This is a genomic window from Actomonas spartinae (assembly GCF_051209155.1).
GTDB lineage: Bacteria > Verrucomicrobiota > Verrucomicrobiia > Opitutales > Opitutaceae > Actomonas.
On the sequence record NZ_JBPJGB010000001.1, the window covers coordinates 323,265 to 339,450 of the forward strand.

Below are 16,186 nucleotides of genomic sequence, written 5' to 3' on the forward strand. Positions count from 1 at the left end.
TTTGTTTATCTTCGAACCACCTCAGCTATGAAATCCACAACTACCCTCCTCGCCTGTGGAGCGCTGCTTTCAGCCTCCCTCCTTTCCGCCCAATCCACGGTCAAAGTCGCCAACGTTGCGACGCGCGGCCTCGCCGGCACCGGTGACGATACGATGATCGCCGGGGTGGTCGTCGAAGGTCCGTCCACGGATTATGTTCAGGTGCTCTTCCGCGGCATCGGCCCGACCCTCGCCGACTACGATGTGGCCAATGTGCTCAGCGACCCCGCGCTCACGGTGTTCACCGGCACGACCGAGTTGGCCGCCAACGACAATTGGAGCGAAGGCGGGCAATCCTACGCGATTCGCGCCACCGGTTTTGCGCCGGCTTACGAGAACGAGAGTGCGGTGATCGCCAATCTCGTGCCGGGGCTCTACTCAGCGCACCTGCACGGTGAAGCCGTCGCGGCCAATGGTTTGGTCGAAGCCTACTTCCTCGAAGAAAAGAGCATTCCGGCCAACCTCGTCGCGTCCGGTGGATTCTCCACCTTGCTCGCCGCCGTGACCGCGACCGGACTGGATGCGGTGCTCTCCGGGCCCGGTCCGTTCACACTCTTCGCGCCGACCGATGAAGCCTTTGCCAAGTTGCCCGAAGGCACGGTCGAAAGTCTGCTTGGTGATCTCCCGACGCTGACCAACATCCTGCTTTACCACGTGGTGTCCGGCACCGAGGTCCCGGCTTCGGCGGTGGCCGATGGCCCGCTCATGATGGCCAATGGTCTGCCTGCCAGCCTCTCGGTGGAGAACGGCGCCATGATCGACAACGCCAACATCATCGAGGTCGACTGGATGGGCACCAACGGCACGATCCATGTCATCGACACGGTGATCCTGCCGGGCGATGCGCCGGAGGGTCAGACAATCGTTGAGAACCTCGTCGCGCAGGGCGACTTCACCACGCTCGTCGCGGCGGTGCAGGCCGCGGGTCTCGTCGACACGCTCAACAGCGCCGGACCGTTCACGCTCTTCGCGCCGACCGACGCGGCCTTTGCCAAACTGCCGGCGGGCACGGTGGAGAATCTGCTGTTGGACGAGAACATCCCGACGTTGCGCGACATCCTGCTCTACCACGTCATCCAAGGCGCCAAGGTCGAGTCGTCCGCGGTCACCGCCGGCGAAGTCACCATGGCCAACGGCGACATGGCGACCCTCAGCACCGAGGGCGGCGTCATGATCGAGAACGCGACCGTGACCGGCGTCGACTGGCAGAGCTCCAACGGCGTCATCCACTTCATCGACACTGTGATTCTGCCGCCGATGTGAGCGGTCCCACCACTTTCCCCGTTGGGTTGGGGGAATCTCATAGTAAGTTATAGGTTATTGTCGCACCGCCGCCGGCTCGTTCCCGGCGGCGGTTTTTTTTTGCGGTGGAGGCGGGCGGTTTCTTGCGCCGGCCGCGGCACCGGCGCAGCTTGCGGCGCATGCACGTGAAACGTTTCGCCCTGACGCTGACCGCCTTGTCGAGCGGTGCTTTGCTCGCCACCGAACCACCGGCCCAGGACCTGCAGCCCATCATCGAGGCGCACCGGACATTTCTGGCGGACGATTTGTTGGAGGGGCGCGCGGCCGGCACGCGGGGCTTTGACATCGCGGCGCGCTACGTGGCGGCGCAGTTTCAACGTCTCGGCCTGCGGTCGATGGGCGAGGGCGAGGCTTACTTTCAAACCGTGCCGCTGCTCTCGGCGCAGGTGAACCTTGAGGCCAGTCGCCTGGTCGTGCACGGGGCCGATGGTGCGGAGGTCGCGCTCGAAGCGCTCAACGACATGACGGCGCGGCCGGCTTATGACTCGACGAGCGAGACGGTGCGGGCGCCGGCGGTTTTCATCGGCTTCGGTGTGCGGGCCGGGGAGTTTGGCCATGATGACCTCGAGGGGGTCGACCTGACCGGCAAGATCGCGGTGGTGTTGGCGGGGGCGCCCGAGCACTTGCCGGTGACGGCCCGGGCCCATTTCTCGCGGCGCAAGTATGACGCGATCGAAGCCGCGGGGGCGATCGGCATGGTCTATCTCAACAAGCCCGACGACGCGCAGCGCACGCCGTGGGCGGTGAGCTTGGCCCGCCAGCGCTTTGCCCGCATGCGTCTGATCGATCCAGACGGTGGCGTGGTGGACGGTTTGTCCGGCATCCGGGTTTCGGCCACGGTGCGCAGCGGCGGTGGCGCCGCGCTGTTTGAGGGCGCGCCGATGAGTCTCGATGAGGCCCATACGGCGGCGGAGCGCGGCGAGGTGATGCACTTCCCCTTGGCTTGCGAAGTCACCTTGCACGGCGAGGCGACCTTTGAGCGCACCTCGTCCTCGAATGTGCTCGGCTTGTTGCCGGGCAGCGATCCGGCGCTTGCAGACCGGCCGATCGTGATCACCTCGCACCTTGATCACCTCGGCATCGGTCCGGAGATCGACGGCGACAACATTTACAACGGCGCCTATGACAACGCGACCGGCACGGCGATCATGTTGGCCGCGGCGGAGGCGCTCGTGAACGGACCGCAGCGCGCGCGACCGGTGTTGTTCGCCGCGGTGACGGCCGAGGAGAAGGGCCTGCTCGGCAGCCTGCATCTCGCGCGCAATCCGCCGGCTGGCCTGAGTGGCTACGCCGCCAACCTCAATGTCGATATGACTCAATTGCATGTGCCCAACCGCGAAGTGCTGGGGCGCGGCGACCAACACTCCACGCTCGGCGCGATCTTCAGCGAGGTGGCGGCGGCGCAGGGTTGGACGGTGGTGGAAGACCCGATTCCGGAGGAAGTGATCTTCGTGCGCAGCGACCAGTATTCCTTCGTGCGCCAAGGCGTGCCGGCGCTTTACCTGAGCGCGGGCAACACCGAGGGCGAAGCGGCGGAGCATGAACGCGATTTCCGCCGCAACCACTACCACCGCCCCTCGGACGACCTCTCGCTCCCGATCGATTGGGACAGCGCCGTCGCCTTCACGCGCCTGCTGGAAAACCTTCTCGGCGCGGTGGCCGACGAGACGGCCGATCCGGTGTGGTTGAAAGGCGATTTCTTCGGCCGCATCTACCACGGCCCGATGCAGGAGTGAGGCGAACCGACCCCGGCTACAGTGGGGCGCGACTTCGATCTACGCTACGTCTCGCGCACCACCACGGTGCCGGCGATGCGGTCTTGGATGGCTTGGCGGTTGGGATCCCAGAGCAGGCGGGCGAAACCGATCAAGCCGGTGGCGAGGCCGGCGGCGTAACCGCCGTTGCGAATGAAGGCATCCATCGCAGTGAGGCGGCGGCCGTCGAGCCGCACGGTGCGGGTGCGAAGGATGAGTTTGCCCAGCGTGCGGCCGCGCAGCAGCACGGTGAGCAGGGTGAAATACACGCCGGCCCAACCGAAGGTGAAGCCCATCGTGCGCGTTGAGTCGGCGGCGAGGCGCAGCCAGGAGTTGCCGCGAATCTCATCGCGCAGCGCGGCGTTCTGGTCCTGCAGGTAGTCGACCTGAGCATCGAGTTTGGCCACGGCGGCGCGCAACTCGTCGCGGCTTGGCGTCGGGCTGATGACGACCGGCGAGAGATCGGGCGCCTCCTTTTCCGCGGCGAGGTTGAAGGCGCCGGTGCGGACCAAGGGCTGGCCGGCAAGCGCGGCGCCGGAGAGCAGGATCACCACGGCGCCGAGCGCGATCAGAGCCCAGCGCACGACCGTCCAGGTTTTGGCATCACTTTCGCGACGCGTGCCGAGGGCGGCGAGTGTCGCGCCGGTGAGCAGACCGAGCACCGGGTGGGCGAGCAGGGACAATGCGCCGATCGCCACCAAGTCGACCGCCATCGCGGCTGCCCGCTGAATAGGCGAGGCGAGCCGACGCCCGACGAGATCGGGCGCGACGCGCAGGCGCTCGGGGTCGACCACGCCGCGCCGGCGCTTGGACGGCGGTTCAGTGGTGCCATCCAAGGCGGCGGCAGCGGCGGCTTCGAGGGACGGTTCTTCGGCCATGGCGGTGAGACCCGGCCAGCATTTGCGTCCCGGCGAAGAAGGCGAGGCGGGAGTCGGGGGCGTGTTGAATCGAGATCGGCATCGACCGGATGGGGGGCGTTGAATCACAGTGGGGTCATGAGTCGTGGTCCCGCTTTGTCGCTTGGTTATGTTTTGCTCTACGTGCGTGATGTCGGTGCGACGCTTTCGTTCTACGAGGCGGCGTTCGGGTTGCGTCGGCGCATGTTTCACCAAGATGGAGACAAAGGCTACGGGGAGCTGGAGACGGGGGCGACGAGGCTGGGGTTTGTCAGTGAGGCCCAGGCGACCGAGGTGCTGGGGATTGAGCCGATGTTGCCGACCCGTGGAGCCGCCCCGGCGGTGGCGGAGATCGCGTTTGTCACGGCCGACGTGTCGGGCGCATTTCAAGTCGCGGTGGCGAACGGAGCCGAGCCTTTCGCTACTCCCGTATCCAAACCATGGGGACAGGTGGTGGCCTACGTGCGCGATCCGGATGGTCACCTGGTGGAACTGTGCAGTCCGATGGGCTGAAGCGAAACGGCGAATGGACGCTGAGCGCGCAACGCGGTGGCTTTTGCCGATCATTTACCTGGGCTTCATCAGCCTGGGGCTGCCGGATGGCACGCTGGGGGTGGCGTGGCCGCGGATGCATGGCGACCTCGGTTTGGCCTTGGGCTTGGCCGGTCCGCTGATGCTTTGGGTGACGCTGTTTTCGGCAGGGTCGAGTTTTGGCAGCGGGCGGGTGATCCGGCGCTTTGGCGAAGGGCCGGTGGTGATGATGAGCTGCGTGATGACGGGCGGGGCGTTGCTGCTGATCGCGCAGGCGACGCATGTCGGCTGGCTCTTGGTGGCGGCGCTGCCGCTGGGGCTGGGGGCGGGGGCGGTTGATGCCGGGCTCAACGGGTATGTGGCGCGGCACTACAGCGGGCGACACATGAACTGGTTGCACGCGTGCTGGGGCATTGGGGCAACGGCGGGGCCGTTGATCATGGCGCAAGTCATCGGACGCGAGGCGGGATGGCGACTCGGCTACGGAATCATCGGCGGAATGCAGTTGGGCTTGGCGACCCTGTTTTTGGTGACGCTGTCGTGGTGGCGGGCGGTGCCGGAGCGCAGCGCCGAGACAGCGGCGGAGCAGCCGGGCGGTCGCGTGCCCACGATGGGAGCGAACAGCCTGGCGGGTTGGTTGTCGGCGTTGATTTTTGCGGTGTATGTGGCGATCGAACTGAGCGCCGGTTTATGGCTGGCGACTTACCTGGTGGTGGCGCGGGAGGTGGCGCTCGGGACCGCGGGGTTGGCGGTGTCGCTGTATTTTGGGGCGATCACGGTGGGGCGGATCGGGACCGGTTTTGTGGTGGATCGTTGGGGCAACCGGCGGATGTTGGTCGGCGGCACGATGCTGGCGGTCGGTGGCGGGGCGGTGCTGTGCCTGCCGCTGGACTCGGCGGCCGCGCTGGCCGCGGTGGTGACTTTGGGCCTGGGGTTTGCGCCGGTCTACCCGAGCATGATGCATGAGGTGCCAAAACGGTTTGCGCCCGCCGCGGTGCAGGTGGTGATCGGCCGGCAAATTGGCGCGGCTTACGTGGGCGGGGCGCTGATGCCGGCGGCGATGGGCTGGGTGGTGGAGGTGAGCGACCCGACCACGGTGATGGTGATCGTGGCGGTTGGCGCCGCGCTGTTGGCCGGACTCGTGCGCTGGCTGAACCGCCTGACCTAGCAGGCGCAGTCGGGGATGTTCCGGGCGCCGGCGTCGTAGGCGGGCCAGTGGAACCAGGCGTAGTAACTGCTCTGATACAGGCGGGCGCCGAGGTAGCCTTCGTCCACGGCCTCGCGGGGCGTAAGTCCGCAGCTGGCCGCCACGAAGTCGGCGCAATTGCTCAGGCCGATGCCCTGGCCGCCGCGGGTGTGGCCGCCGGCGAAGAGCGGGCGCAGGTCTTCGGCGAAACGTGTGGTAAGCCACCGGGCTTGGTCGTCGTTGATCTGGTTGCTGACCGCCCAGCGGATGAGGGTCGGATTGATGGCGGTGATGATGAGGTCGATGTGGCCATCGACCGAGAAACGGGTGGCGTTGTTGAGAAAGTTGTAGAGCACGCGGTCGATGGCCGAGGTTTCTAGGCAGCGGTTGGTGATGCTGCCGTGAAAGTCGCAGTGCACGGTGACCTGAGCGGAGTGGTCGCCGTGACGCATGCGGGCGCCGGACCATTTGGTCGCGAAGTCGTCGATGTAGTGCACCTTGAGCCCTTCATCGGCCTCGCGCACAAGGGGGTCGATGTCGGGAATCGCGTTGCGCATGAGTTTGGCGTGGTCACGGGTCATGTAGGACGCGATCTCAACCCACTGGGCGAGTTCGGTGGGACTGGGCGCGACGTCGGCGATGAGGTCGGCGTAGCCGGCGATGCCGACAAGGGCACCACCCCGCACATCGTGCAGCACCTTGCGCAGCATGGGCGGCGTGTCAGGCGCGCTCTCCCGGGTCGCGTATCCAAGTTGGCTGACAACCTCGTTAAATGCGGGACCGGTGAACTGCTTGACCAGGTGACGCGCCATGAGGTCATGGTTGGGTGCTTCGCGCATGTAGCGCCAGAGCTCGAAGCACTCTTTGACCGCGGCGTAGAGCCGGCGGAGGAGATTCTGGTCGGTGGGGTGAAAGTGGTCCAACGTGATGTCAAACCCGCCGCCGTCGTAGCGCTCGGGTCGGCTGGACCGGAGGTGGGTGGCGGCCAGTTCACGCACACGGGCCAGGAGCTGCGGGTCGATGGGGGCGTTTGCGGACACGAGTCTGAGCGTGTTGGTCCTGACACCGACTTCAAAGGGAAAGCGTTTCCGCGGATGCGTGGAGTTTGGCAGGAAACGCGGTATACGATGGCTCGACGCCCGGGCCGGTGCGGTTAGGTTGAAGCCGTCTCAAAAACGCCGAAGCTGGCCGCCGCCCTTCGTCGACTGCCAGTGGAGGCATAACCCCATACCTCCCATGCACTGGCATATTGAAATCAAAGAGCCGCACAGCGGCGAACTGGGCGAAGCGATCGAACACGAGGACCACGTCCTGGTCGCGGCGGAATACCACTACGAGCCGGGCCAAAAGCTTGAGGTCGCGGTGCACAAAACCGATGACCCGCACTGGCACATTTTCACCGATCTGGATTCCGGGCACCGCTTCAAGATTCCGGCGGAGAAATACGCGCGCCTCGATTGAGGCGATGCTGTAGTTGAAGAATCGATACGCGCGACCGGGAATGATCCCCTGGTCGCGTGCGGGGCATAATTGCATCGCTTTGGCGGGAGGGACGGTGCACGTTGGGGGCATGACTTTCGTGCCACTGTTTCGTCGCCTGTTCTGTCTGCTGGTTCTGGGGTGGGGAGGATCGGTCCTGCGAGCGCAGGGGCCGGGAGATGAAGCCCTCGTGGCTCACCTGCAGAGCCGGAGCCGGGAGCTGCAGATGGAGATTCTGCAGGAGACCGATCCCGCGCGCACGGCGGAGCTGCAGCAGGAGCTGATGGAGTTGATGGATGAGACCCTCGCCAAGGTGACGCCGCCGACCCGCGTGATGTTGGAACTCGGCATGAAGGTCGGGCGGCCGATCATGGAGCAGGGCAACGCCTACATGCGGCAGGCAGCGGGCTTCATGGACGGCGCCTTCGATCCCGTAAACTGGCGAAAGGAGGGTCGGCTGGCCGAGATCCGCGCGGCGCTCCTTGAGCTGAAGACCCTCAACGAAGCCTTGTTGACGAGCATCGACGGGGTGGAGGAACACGCGAAGAGCATCATTGCGGAGTCGGACTTTCCGGAGAAACAGAAGGAGGAGTTTCTCGCCGGGTTCATGGAGCCGCTCAATCGCCAGATCGGCCCGATGCGCGCCATGCGTTCCCTGGAATCCAAGACCTACGAGGAGATGGACAAGCTTTACCGGCTGCTCGCCGAGCGCTTCGACGAATGGCAGGTGGAGCCGGAAACGGGCAATGTCGAGTGGCTGAATGAAGACGCGCAGGCGCGCTTCGACGAGATTGCGGCGAAGATCCAGACCTATTCCGAGCGCCAGCAACAGGCGGCGCAGGTGATGCAGCAGCGGTTGTAGGTGCGGCGGAACCGGCGTGATTCAACGCGGGGACAGGGACGCCAGTCGAGCGGCGAGGATCCGGCGCTCGGCGGGGAGCGGCGCGAGTTCGATCGCCCGCTGGCAGGCGGCCCGGGCGGCGGCGCGATCGTGATCCTGCAACAGGTGGGCGCGCACGGCGTGAAAGCGATGGTGGCCATCGAGCGTGGTCGGGTCGATGCGGTGGTCGAGCAGCTGCCGGGCAGCGTCGGATTGGCCGTGTTCAAACAAGGCGACGGCGTGGTTCAACGTAGCCAGCGGCGAGGGCGCGATGCGGTGCAGTTTTTCGTAAAGCGCGATGATGCGCGCCCAATCGGTGGCGGCGTAGGTCGGCGCCAGACAGTGACAGGCCGCAATACCGGCCTCGCAATGGTAGCGGGTCAGTTCTTCGCCGCGGCCGGAACGTTGCAGGTGGGCAAAACCGGTTTGGATGAGCCGCCGGTCCCAGGTTGAGCGGTCCTGCTCGACCAGCAGCAAGGTATTGCCGTCGAGATCGACCCGGGCGGCGAGACGAGCGCGGTGAAAGCACATGAGCGCCGCCAGCGCCGAGGCGGCCGGGGTTTGTCCAACCGGCGATGCTTGCAGCGCCGCGAGCAGGCGATGAGCTTCGGCGCAAAGATCGGCGCGGATGGTCTGGTCGCCCCCGGAGGCGCAGTAGCCCTCGTTGAAGAGCAGGTAGAGGGCATGCAGCACCGCCGCAGTGCGCGACGTGAGTTCGTCTGGCGGCGGCAACTCCAGCGGCGGTTGGGCGTCGCGCAGGAAACGGCGGGCGCGCACGAGTCGTTTGGCGATGGTGTTGCGGGGCAGGAGAAAGGCGGCGGCGATCTCGCGCTCGCCGAAACCGGCGAGGGTTTTGAGGATGAGGGCAACCTGGGACGAACCGGCCAAACCGGGGTGACAACACACGAACATCATGCGCAGGGTGGCGTCCTGTATCTCATCGTTGAATACAGCGGTGGGGGCGGCGGCGAGGTGATCGCGGAGTTGGTCGAGGTGGGTGACGACGGCGGCTTCCTGGGTGCGCCAACGTTGGTCGCGGCGACAGCGGTCGATGGCGCGGTGGCGGGCGGTGGTGAGGAGCCAGGCGAGGGGCTGCGGCGGCACGCCATGGTAGGGCCAGACCTGGGCGGCGCGCAGCAGGGCGTCCTGCACGACGTCCTCGACGAGCCCAAGGCGGTCGGCACCGAACTGGCGGGTGAGGATGGCGACGAGCCGGCCGTAGTGCCGGCGAAAAGTGTGCGCGAGCACCTGCGCGGCCGGCTCCGCCGTGATGGCGGAGTCGGCTGGAGGAGTCGGCGATTCAGGGGGCGGGTTCAATGCGCCATGACGGGTCGCACTTCGACGGACATGCCGTTGGCCAGTCCGGGGCAATCGCGGGCGATGCGCAGGGCGTCGTCCATATCGATGGCGCTGATGTGGAAGTAGCCACAGAGCACCTCCTTGGACTCCATGAAGGGACCGTCGGTCATGGTTTCTCCGTGCTCGCCGCGGAGGACTTTGCCGGTTTCCTCGAGCGGATTGCCGCCGTGGTATTTGCCCTCGGCGCCGACCTTTTCGGACCAGGCCGTCCAGACCGCGAAGATGGCCTGCATCTCCTCGGGCGAGGGCTCGGGGCCGTCATCGGGCGGGGCGCGGAAGAGGAGGAGGTATTGCGGTAATTTTTCGTTTTGATCTGTCATGATGAGGATGGGTTGGCAGGTTCACCTCTTACACGAACCGGGCGGACGACTGAGGACACGGTGGAGGGATTTTTTGGGTCTGTCGCGGAAAAGACAGTGATTGTGCGGTCGACAGAGCCGGGGTGCTGGCCGTTCGTGAAGGCATGAGCGAAACAAGCATGCGCGTGATCTTGGCCGATTTGAACGATGTCGCGCAGGCGGCCGACGTGCTGACGATGGTCGACACGTATTCCCAGGACCCGATGGGGGATGGTGCGCCGCTGCGGCGGGAAACGCGGGCGAACTTGATCGAGAGTCTGCGGACGTTTCCGACCACCCGGGTGTTCCTCGCCTACGAGGAGGCGGCGGCGGTCGGCGTGGCGGTCTGTTTTCTTGGTTTCTCGACCTTCGCGGCCAAGCCGCTGCTCAACCTGCACGACGTGTGCGTGGCGCCGTCGCATCGCGGGCGCGGGGTGGGGCGGGCCTTGCTGGCGGCGGTCGAGGCGCAGGCGCGGGCGGAGGGCTGCTGCAAGCTCACTCTCGAAGTGCTCGATCAAAATCACAAAGCCCTGCGCACCTACCTCGCCGCCGGCTTCCAGCGCTACGCGCTGCAGGATGGCGCGGGGGAGGCGATCTTTCTGACGAAGCCCGTGAACAACGGGGACTGAATCAATCGGCCGCTGCGCGCAGCATTTCACCGACCTCGTCAATCGTGGGATAACCGGGTCGCAGCTGCGCCGTGCCGGCGTTGGTGCGTTGGATTGCGAGGGCCACCGGATTGGGGCCGGCGGGCAGCAATTCGTCGACCCGCAGCAGCACGCCGGCCAGGGTGCGATTGCGGCCGGCCTGATAGAGCAGCACACCATAATCGACGTAGCTGGACAACAGCTGAGGGGAGGTGGGGGCCTCTGCTTCGAGCCCGCCGATCGCCTCCCGGAAGAGGGCGGCGGCCTGCGCCTCGTGGTGATCGAGTTGCGCAAAGGCTGCCGCAATGTGGAGGGTATCAAAGAGGCGGATACGGGTGGTGGTTTGGAGATCCGTGCGATTGAGCTGGTCCCGGGCCAGTTCGGCGGCCCGGCTGGCGGCCTGCCGGGATTCGGCCGCGCGGTTTTCGGTTGCCAGCAGACTGGCGAGGCGTCCGCGGGCGATGGCATTCCAAGGGCACGTCGGTGCCTGCTCCCGCAGCACACGTTCGGCGTTGCGCACCTCCTCCAGCGTCGGGGCAGTCTCGTCGCGAGACGGGTCGATTCCGATGGCGTCGCGCTCGGCGGCGCGGAGTAGATCGACCGCGGCCTCGGCCGGGCCCGTCGTGAGCTCGCGCAGCATCCAACCTAGATCGCAATCATGCACGGTGAGGCCTTGGGTGGGAAATCCGGGGTGGGCCGTTTCCGCCGCCCGGGTCGCAGGCGCGAAGGTCGCAGCCAAGGCCAGTGCGAACAAGAAAGGGCGGGAACGCGGGAGGGATTGTTTCCCGCGCGAATTCGGACCATCGGTCATCTGTGTTCAACCGGAATAGGGATGAATGGGTGGAGCAACCATGGAATACCTTGAAATTGTGATGATGGCATAGGAGGTCACCCTACACGGCGGTTTGATCCGGCATTTTGCACGAAAAGGGTCCGTCGATTTCGCGGTCTGGACGTGCTCGGTGGGGTCGGCTTTGTTATCGGCCATGTCTGATCAACCCCTCGGATTCGCCATCGTCGGCACCGGCATGATTGCCGGGGTGCATGCCCAAGCCATCAACGCCGTCGACGGCGCGCGCCTTGTGGGCGTCGTGAGCCGATCGGCGGAGAAAGGGCCGGCCTTTGCGGCCAAGCATGGTGCGGTCGCGCTGACCGGCTCGGTCGAGGAAATGGTGGCCCGTCCGGACGTGGATGCGATCTGCGTGACCACCCCAAGTGGTGCGCACCTCGAGCCGGCGCTCGTGGCGGTTCGCGCGGGCAAGCATGTCGTGGTGGAGAAGCCGCTCGAAGCCACCACGGCGCGGGCGGACAAAATCATCGCCGAGGCACGCATGGCGGGCGTGAAGCTCGCACCGATTTTTCAGAACCGCTTCAGCGACGGCGCGCGCAAGATCAAGGCGGCGCTGGATGCGGGACGTTTCGGTCGGTTGGCCACGGCGGGTTGCTACGTGAAGTGGTTTCGCACGGAGGAGTATTACAAAGGTTCGCCGTGGAAGGGGACGCTCAAGCTCGACGGCGGGGGGGCGGTGATGAACCAGGCGATTCACGGGGTGGACCTCCTGCAATGGTTTGCCGGCCTGCCGGAGGAAGTGAGCGCGCTCAAAACGCGCCGGGTGCACACGGGTATCGAAGCGGAGGATACGGCGGTGGCGGTGATGCGTTTCCCGAGCGGAGCGCTCGGCACGATCGAGGCGACCACGGCGGCGTGGCCGGGCTGGTCGCTGCGCATCGAGCTCTGCGGCGAGAACGGTTCGGTCCGTTACGAGGACGGCTTGATCACCGAGTGGACGTTTCGCGAGGAGCAGCCCGAGGACGCGGCGATTCGGGCAGCGGCTTCCGGCGAGTTGGGCTCGGGAGCCTCGAATCCGGCGGGTATTTCCATCGAGGGCCACCGTCGACAGATCGAGGATCTGGTCGTGGCGGTGCGGGATAAACGCCCGCCGATGATTGATGGTCCCGAGGCGCGCAAGGCCGTGGCGCTGATCACCGCGCTCTACAAGTCTGGCGAGACCGGCCGCCCGGTGCGGGTGGAATGAGCCGACCGCTTATTTGGCCGGGTAGCGCTGCAGGGGGGCGGGCAGGCGTTCGGTGGTGACGATGAGGTCGTGGCTGTCGGGGGCGAAGCAGAGGGCTTCGGCCTGGGGCAGACCGGTCACCGGGATGCGGGCCGGGGGGCGGGTGAAGACCGTGGTCCAGGGCTCGTTGCCACGTTTCTGATACAACCAGATGTTGCCGTAAGTGAGCACGGCCGCGCAGTCGCCGCCGTCGCAGAGGTCAAAGGCGGTGACTTGGGCGCGGAATTGGCCGAGGCGGCCCGGGATGGCGCGTTCGGCGGCGGTCGGGGGCTCGATGCCAGGCAGCGGCGTGACGGGGTGGGCGATGTGGATGGTCGCGGTGGTGGCGGGGCCCTGGGCAAAGGGCAGGGTGTAGAGCACGGGCGGCTCGGTGCGTTTGGAAATGAGCAGAATCTCGGCGGTTTCTTCCGAGACGGTCACCCCTTCGCAGTCGCGGGCCCCATCGACATAGGCGACCTGCCAGGTGTGGGCGGGGGTGATGGTGAGCGGGCGCTCGGGCGACAGCTCGGCAGGGTCGGGTTCGGGGAAGAACTGGAAACGCAGGTCGTCGCGCACGGCATCGTTGTCGCCGACGTCGGCCAACAGGATCCAATTGCGGCCACCGATACGGAAGGTGTCGATGTCCTCGCAGTCGCGCGCCGCGATACCGGCGAGATGCACCTCACCAAGCAGGCGCCCTTGCGAGTTGATGGCGAAGATGCGCGCGGTGTCGCCGCTGTCGTTGTGCACCCAGTAAACGCCGGGCTGGGTGAGGGAGCGGGCAATGCCGCTGATCTCGGCCAGATCCGGCTGACTGATGCGCGCGAGTTCCTCGGCCGGACCGTAGCCCATGGTGCGCGGGGGCAGGGTGGTGCAGCCGGCGAAGACGGTGAGGAATGCGATTGAAAGCACGAGTGCGCGCATGCGGAAGAGGTGTCCGGCGCAGGGGCAGCGCCAAGCCTAAAGAACGGGCTACTGCACGGGAATCGCAGGAGAATGGCATCTCGACTTGCGGGATGAGCGTGGGGCTGCTGGCTTAGCGAGCGTTTTCCGGTCTCGATTTCCACCATGCGTCCCTTTTCCCATTTCCGTTCGCGCGCCGGGTTTACCCTGTTGGAGGTGGCGTTGGGCGTGGTGATCCTTGGTTTGGTCTTTGCCGGCGTGATGACGGCGGCGGTGCGCATTCGTGAGGTGGCGGTGGTCGCCGAAGCGACGGCGCGGGCCAACACGGTGCTGAGCACGACCTTGGAGGAGTATCGGGCGATGGATTTCGCGGTGTTGGAGCAGCGTCTGGCAGACCCCGCCCAACTTACCGGCATCGTGCAGGCGCCAAGCGTGTCCGGGGTGTATCCGGTGCGGTGGACGGTGCAGCCCCAGACCGTGGAACCGGACTACATCCGGGTGCGCGTTCGCGTGGCGTGGGCCGTGGACAAACACACCGGCGAGCTGGACGCGGTGACGGACTTTTTCCGGGAAGGAGTCGGCGCCTTATGAAGCCCGTGCGGTCGGTTTCCGGCATGACCCTCGCGGAGGTTTTGTTGGCCACGGCGCTGGCGTCCTTTGCGATGGTCGGAATCTTGACCTCGTTCATTTCCCTCCAGCGCAGCTTCACGGCAGCCCAAGAGGACATGGTGGAGGTCAACCGCTTCATCCAAGTGCAATCGCGGCTCGCGCTGGATCTGCGCAATGTGGTCGCAATCACCCAGATGTCGCCCAGCCGCCTGGAGCTCCGGGTGCGGTATTACGACGATGCGGACACCGCGGATCGGCAGGTCGAGTATCAGGTGGATGGGGCGGCCGGCACCTTGGTGCGGATGGAAAACGGTCAGTCGCAAGTGCTGATGCGCCGGCTGGTCGACGGCAGTTTTGAGTATTTTCGGCGCAGCCCCAATGGCGCGGAGGTGCCGGCGATTTCGGCTGCGGAGGTGAACGCGGTGCGAATATCGCTCGTGCCGGACCACCATTCGCCGGGTGGGGGAATCGACCGACGCGCGGCGGTGTTCACCTCCAGTCTTTTCCAACTGCGCAGGGTGGTTTTGCCATGAACATGCGTTCGGAACGAGGTTCGGTTTTGCTGGTGGCCCTCATTTTGGCGGCGGTGCTCGTCACGGTGACGGCTCGGCTCTACAAGACCGCATTTGATGAGTTGAACACGGCGCACCGCGCGCATCTCGAGAACGCGGCCTACTACCTCGCCGAAGCCGGACTGGAAGAGGCGGCGCGACGTATCCGCGCGGGCGAGTGGAGTCCCGATCCGAATGCGGGCCTCGAGCATCAGGACTTTGCCACGGTGCTGCGGCTGCCGGACACGGATCTGGGGCGGGGGAACGTCGGCGCGCAACGCATCCTGTTGTCGCGGCCGGCCAATTCGCAGGTGTATCTCGTCAAATCGATCGGCCACGCGAAGCACCGGGAAGACTTGGTCGAGCTGCGGGCGATCCAGGCGACGGTCGAGCTGTTGGAGGGACCATTGACGGGCCCTGGTTATGTGATCGCAGTGCGGGAGGATCTCACCCTGCAAAATGCCGGCGGCGAAGGCGTGCGGGTCTCGAGTTACGACAGCGACCTGAACTTTGGCCGTCCGGATTGGCAGCACAACTTTGGCTACGACGCCGCGCTCGGCTCAGCCTCGGCGCGGGATGGTGCGATCAATCTGGGCCATGGTTTTATTCGCGGCACGGTGCGGACCGGCGGCGGGACGCCCCAATACCGACCGCCCGCCGGGATCGCGATGAATGGCACCCGTTTGCAGGGCCCGCATACCCCGGCCGACGTGTTGTTCGATCCGAATCGGGTGACGCACGACTTTGCCGGCAACTTCTGCCCGACGGTGCCGCCGCAAGTGGACCACACCTGGGTCGAACAGGAGGGTTGGTTGCGCCAGCCCAAGGCGACGGCGACAGGAGCCGTTGGCGGGCAGACGCTGTCGACCACGACCACCGTGGGCTCACCGGGTGGCACCGCTGATCCCCACCAAGCCGGGCAAACCGGCAATCCGCACCAGCCAGGCCAAACCGGCAATCCGCACCGCCAGACGACTACCACCGTGGTGGTATTGCCCACCCCTGCCGTTCCGGCGACCGGCGCGGGGGGCGGCAATCCCATTTACGATCTCGGTGGTCCCGCCTCGAAAACGCGGGTGCACTTCAAGGATGACATGGTGCTGCCGCCCGGACAGGTCATGCAAGTGGAGGGCGACGTGGTCGTCGTGGTGGACAAAGGCGTCGAACTGCGCGGGGAGCTGCGCCTCCTGGGCGACGCCACGCTCACGATCTACGTGCAGAACCTCGCGGTGCTGGCGCTACAGTGCGGCGATTGGGCGCCGTCGCAGTTTGTGCTGCACACCATGGGCTCGGATGCCGTCCAGATGGAGGGCTTCAGCGTATTTTCCGGTTTGATACACGCGCCGGATTCGGTGGTGACGGTCAGGGGTTCGCCTGGTCTGCCGCGCACCGAGGTGCGCGGTTCGATCGCAGCGAAGGCGGTCCGCACGGTGAACGAGGTGGACTTTTATTACGACGTTCGTTCCGGCGATGCCTTGTGCGATGCACGCTCGGTCATCGGCGGCCAGGCGGGTCGCACCGGCGCTGCCAAGGACTTCCATGTGCAGTTGCGCGACTGGAAGCAGATCGTGGCCGCCGAAGTCGCCGCGCTGCTACCGCCTGGGGCCGAGTTTTAGGATCCCATCTTTGCGTTTGGCTTCGAGCAGGGTTTGCGCGAC

General features: G+C 66.0%; 17 protein-coding genes. 11 read left to right on the forward strand and 6 right to left on the reverse strand.

All coding sequences use genetic code 11. The features are described 5' to 3' along the window. The first annotated feature begins 27 nt into the window (after positions 1–27). Positions 28–1,302, forward strand: coding sequence for a fasciclin domain-containing protein (locus tag AC0MRV_RS01295; RefSeq protein ID WP_472762611.1), 1,275 nt, complete (start codon positions 28–30; stop codon positions 1,300–1,302). 158 nt (positions 1,303–1,460) lie between these two features. Next, the gene (locus tag AC0MRV_RS01300; protein ID WP_472762612.1) at positions 1,461–3,077 is read left to right on the forward strand and encodes a M28 family peptidase; all 1,617 of its coding nucleotides are present in this window, start codon (positions 1,461–1,463) and stop codon (positions 3,075–3,077) included. A 44-nt stretch (positions 3,078–3,121) separates the two neighbouring features. On the opposite strand, the gene AC0MRV_RS01305 is transcribed toward AC0MRV_RS01300, so the two are convergent. After that, positions 3,122–3,973 carry an RDD family protein gene (locus AC0MRV_RS01305; RefSeq protein WP_472762613.1) on the reverse strand — a complete coding sequence of 284 codons (852 nt, stop codon included), beginning with the start codon at positions 3,971–3,973 and terminating at the stop codon, positions 3,122–3,124. 117 nt (positions 3,974–4,090) lie between these two features. On the opposite strand from AC0MRV_RS01305, the gene AC0MRV_RS01310 reads away from it, so the two are divergent. Continuing rightward, positions 4,091–4,504 carry a VOC family protein gene (locus tag AC0MRV_RS01310; RefSeq protein WP_472762614.1) on the forward strand — a complete coding sequence of 138 codons (414 nt, stop codon included), beginning with the start codon at positions 4,091–4,093 and terminating at the stop codon, positions 4,502–4,504. Between the two features lie 43 nt (positions 4,505–4,547). After that, positions 4,548–5,690: an MFS transporter gene (locus AC0MRV_RS01315; RefSeq protein ID WP_472762615.1), complete on the forward strand. Its 1,143-nt coding sequence runs from the start codon at positions 4,548–4,550 to the stop codon at positions 5,688–5,690. Here the strand turns inward: AC0MRV_RS01315 and AC0MRV_RS01320 are convergent. After that, positions 5,687–6,748 carry a histidine kinase gene (locus tag AC0MRV_RS01320; RefSeq protein ID WP_472762616.1) on the reverse strand — a complete coding sequence of 354 codons (1,062 nt, stop codon included), beginning with the start codon at positions 6,746–6,748 and terminating at the stop codon, positions 5,687–5,689. The genes AC0MRV_RS01315 and AC0MRV_RS01320 overlap by 4 nt on opposite strands. Before the next feature lie 196 nt (positions 6,749–6,944). Between AC0MRV_RS01320 and AC0MRV_RS01325 the strand changes: the two genes are divergently transcribed. Both AC0MRV_RS01325 and AC0MRV_RS01330 read left to right on the forward strand, forming a co-directional pair. Beyond that, on the forward strand, positions 6,945–7,169 hold the full coding sequence (locus AC0MRV_RS01325; protein ID WP_472762617.1) for a hypothetical protein: 225 nt from the start codon (positions 6,945–6,947) through the stop codon (positions 7,167–7,169). A gap of 109 nt (positions 7,170–7,278) precedes the next feature. Further along, complete coding sequence (locus AC0MRV_RS01330) at positions 7,279–8,049, forward strand: hypothetical protein (protein ID WP_472762618.1); 771 nt, start codon at positions 7,279–7,281, stop codon at positions 8,047–8,049. Positions 8,050–8,070: 21 nt separating this feature from the next. Here AC0MRV_RS01330 and AC0MRV_RS01335 read toward each other — a convergent pair whose 3' ends face one another. Continuing rightward, positions 8,071–9,384, reverse strand: a complete 1,314-nt coding sequence (locus tag AC0MRV_RS01335; RefSeq protein WP_472762619.1) for an RNA polymerase sigma factor — start codon at positions 9,382–9,384, stop codon at positions 8,071–8,073. After that, entirely contained in the window at positions 9,381–9,746 is a 366-nt protein-coding gene (locus tag AC0MRV_RS01340; protein ID WP_472762620.1) for a YciI family protein, read from the reverse strand. The genes AC0MRV_RS01335 and AC0MRV_RS01340 overlap by 4 nt, the downstream gene beginning before the upstream one ends. A 143-nt stretch (positions 9,747–9,889) precedes the next feature. Between AC0MRV_RS01340 and AC0MRV_RS01345 the strand changes: the two genes are divergently transcribed. Further along, positions 9,890–10,393 carry a GNAT family N-acetyltransferase gene (locus AC0MRV_RS01345; RefSeq protein ID WP_472762621.1) on the forward strand — a complete coding sequence of 168 codons (504 nt, stop codon included), beginning with the start codon at positions 9,890–9,892 and terminating at the stop codon, positions 10,391–10,393. 1 nt (position 10,394) lies between these two features. Here the strand turns inward: AC0MRV_RS01345 and AC0MRV_RS01350 are convergent, their stop codons facing one another. Then, entirely contained in the window at positions 10,395–11,165 is a 771-nt protein-coding gene (locus AC0MRV_RS01350; RefSeq protein ID WP_472762622.1) for a hypothetical protein, read from the reverse strand. A 232-nt stretch (positions 11,166–11,397) separates the two neighbouring features. Between AC0MRV_RS01350 and AC0MRV_RS01355 the strand changes: the two genes are divergently transcribed. Beyond that, complete coding sequence (locus tag AC0MRV_RS01355; protein WP_472762623.1) at positions 11,398–12,447, forward strand: Gfo/Idh/MocA family protein; 1,050 nt, start codon at positions 11,398–11,400, stop codon at positions 12,445–12,447. A gap of 9 nt (positions 12,448–12,456) precedes the next feature. On the opposite strand, the gene AC0MRV_RS01360 is transcribed toward AC0MRV_RS01355, so the two are convergent. Further along, positions 12,457–13,389: a hypothetical protein gene (locus tag AC0MRV_RS01360; protein WP_472762624.1), complete on the reverse strand. Its 933-nt coding sequence runs from the start codon at positions 13,387–13,389 to the stop codon at positions 12,457–12,459. 144 nt (positions 13,390–13,533) lie between these two features. On the opposite strand from AC0MRV_RS01360, the gene AC0MRV_RS01365 reads away from it, so the two are divergent. Genes AC0MRV_RS01365 through AC0MRV_RS01375 form a run of 3 tightly spaced genes read left to right on the forward strand, consistent with a single transcriptional unit; the run spans position 13,534 to position 16,144 of the window. Continuing rightward, positions 13,534–13,959, forward strand: a complete 426-nt coding sequence (locus tag AC0MRV_RS01365) for a type II secretion system protein (protein WP_472762625.1) — start codon at positions 13,534–13,536, stop codon at positions 13,957–13,959. Next, positions 13,956–14,510 (forward strand): PulJ/GspJ family protein, encoded by a 555-nt coding sequence (locus tag AC0MRV_RS01370; protein WP_472762626.1) that lies wholly within the window; start codon positions 13,956–13,958, stop codon positions 14,508–14,510. The genes AC0MRV_RS01365 and AC0MRV_RS01370 overlap by 4 nt, the downstream gene beginning before the upstream one ends. Further along, a complete protein-coding gene (locus AC0MRV_RS01375; RefSeq protein WP_472762627.1) occupies positions 14,507–16,144 on the forward strand; it encodes a DUF7305 domain-containing protein in 1,638 nt (545 codons plus the stop codon). Before AC0MRV_RS01370 ends, AC0MRV_RS01375 begins: the two co-directional genes overlap by 4 nt. Positions 16,145–16,186: the final 42 nt, after the last annotated feature.

What these genes read in the sequence shown, in the direction of transcription:
- AC0MRV_RS01295 (WP_472762611.1), top strand. Translation starts at nt 28, where the DNA reads ATGAAATCCACAACTACCCTCCTCGCCTGTGGAGCGCTGCTTTCAGCC.
- AC0MRV_RS01300 (WP_472762612.1), top strand. Translation starts at nt 1,461, where the DNA reads ATGCACGTGAAACGTTTCGCCCTGACGCTGACCGCCTTGTCGAGCGGT.
- AC0MRV_RS01305 (WP_472762613.1), bottom strand. Translation starts at nt 3,973, where the DNA reads ATGGCCGAAGAACCGTCCCTCGAAGCCGCCGCTGCCGCCGCCTTGGAT.
- AC0MRV_RS01310 (WP_472762614.1), top strand. Translation starts at nt 4,091, where the DNA reads ATGAGTCGTGGTCCCGCTTTGTCGCTTGGTTATGTTTTGCTCTACGTG.
- AC0MRV_RS01325 (WP_472762617.1), top strand. Translation starts at nt 6,945, where the DNA reads ATGCACTGGCATATTGAAATCAAAGAGCCGCACAGCGGCGAACTGGGC.
- AC0MRV_RS01330 (WP_472762618.1), top strand. Translation starts at nt 7,279, where the DNA reads ATGACTTTCGTGCCACTGTTTCGTCGCCTGTTCTGTCTGCTGGTTCTG.
- AC0MRV_RS01340 (WP_472762620.1), bottom strand. Translation starts at nt 9,746, where the DNA reads ATGACAGATCAAAACGAAAAATTACCGCAATACCTCCTCCTCTTCCGC.
- AC0MRV_RS01345 (WP_472762621.1), top strand. Translation starts at nt 9,890, where the DNA reads ATGAGCGAAACAAGCATGCGCGTGATCTTGGCCGATTTGAACGATGTC.
- AC0MRV_RS01355 (WP_472762623.1), top strand. Translation starts at nt 11,398, where the DNA reads ATGTCTGATCAACCCCTCGGATTCGCCATCGTCGGCACCGGCATGATT.
- AC0MRV_RS01360 (WP_472762624.1), bottom strand. Translation starts at nt 13,389, where the DNA reads ATGCGCGCACTCGTGCTTTCAATCGCATTCCTCACCGTCTTCGCCGGC.
- AC0MRV_RS01365 (WP_472762625.1), top strand. Translation starts at nt 13,534, where the DNA reads ATGCGTCCCTTTTCCCATTTCCGTTCGCGCGCCGGGTTTACCCTGTTG.
- AC0MRV_RS01370 (WP_472762626.1), top strand. Translation starts at nt 13,956, where the DNA reads ATGAAGCCCGTGCGGTCGGTTTCCGGCATGACCCTCGCGGAGGTTTTG.
- AC0MRV_RS01375 (WP_472762627.1), top strand. Translation starts at nt 14,507, where the DNA reads ATGAACATGCGTTCGGAACGAGGTTCGGTTTTGCTGGTGGCCCTCATT.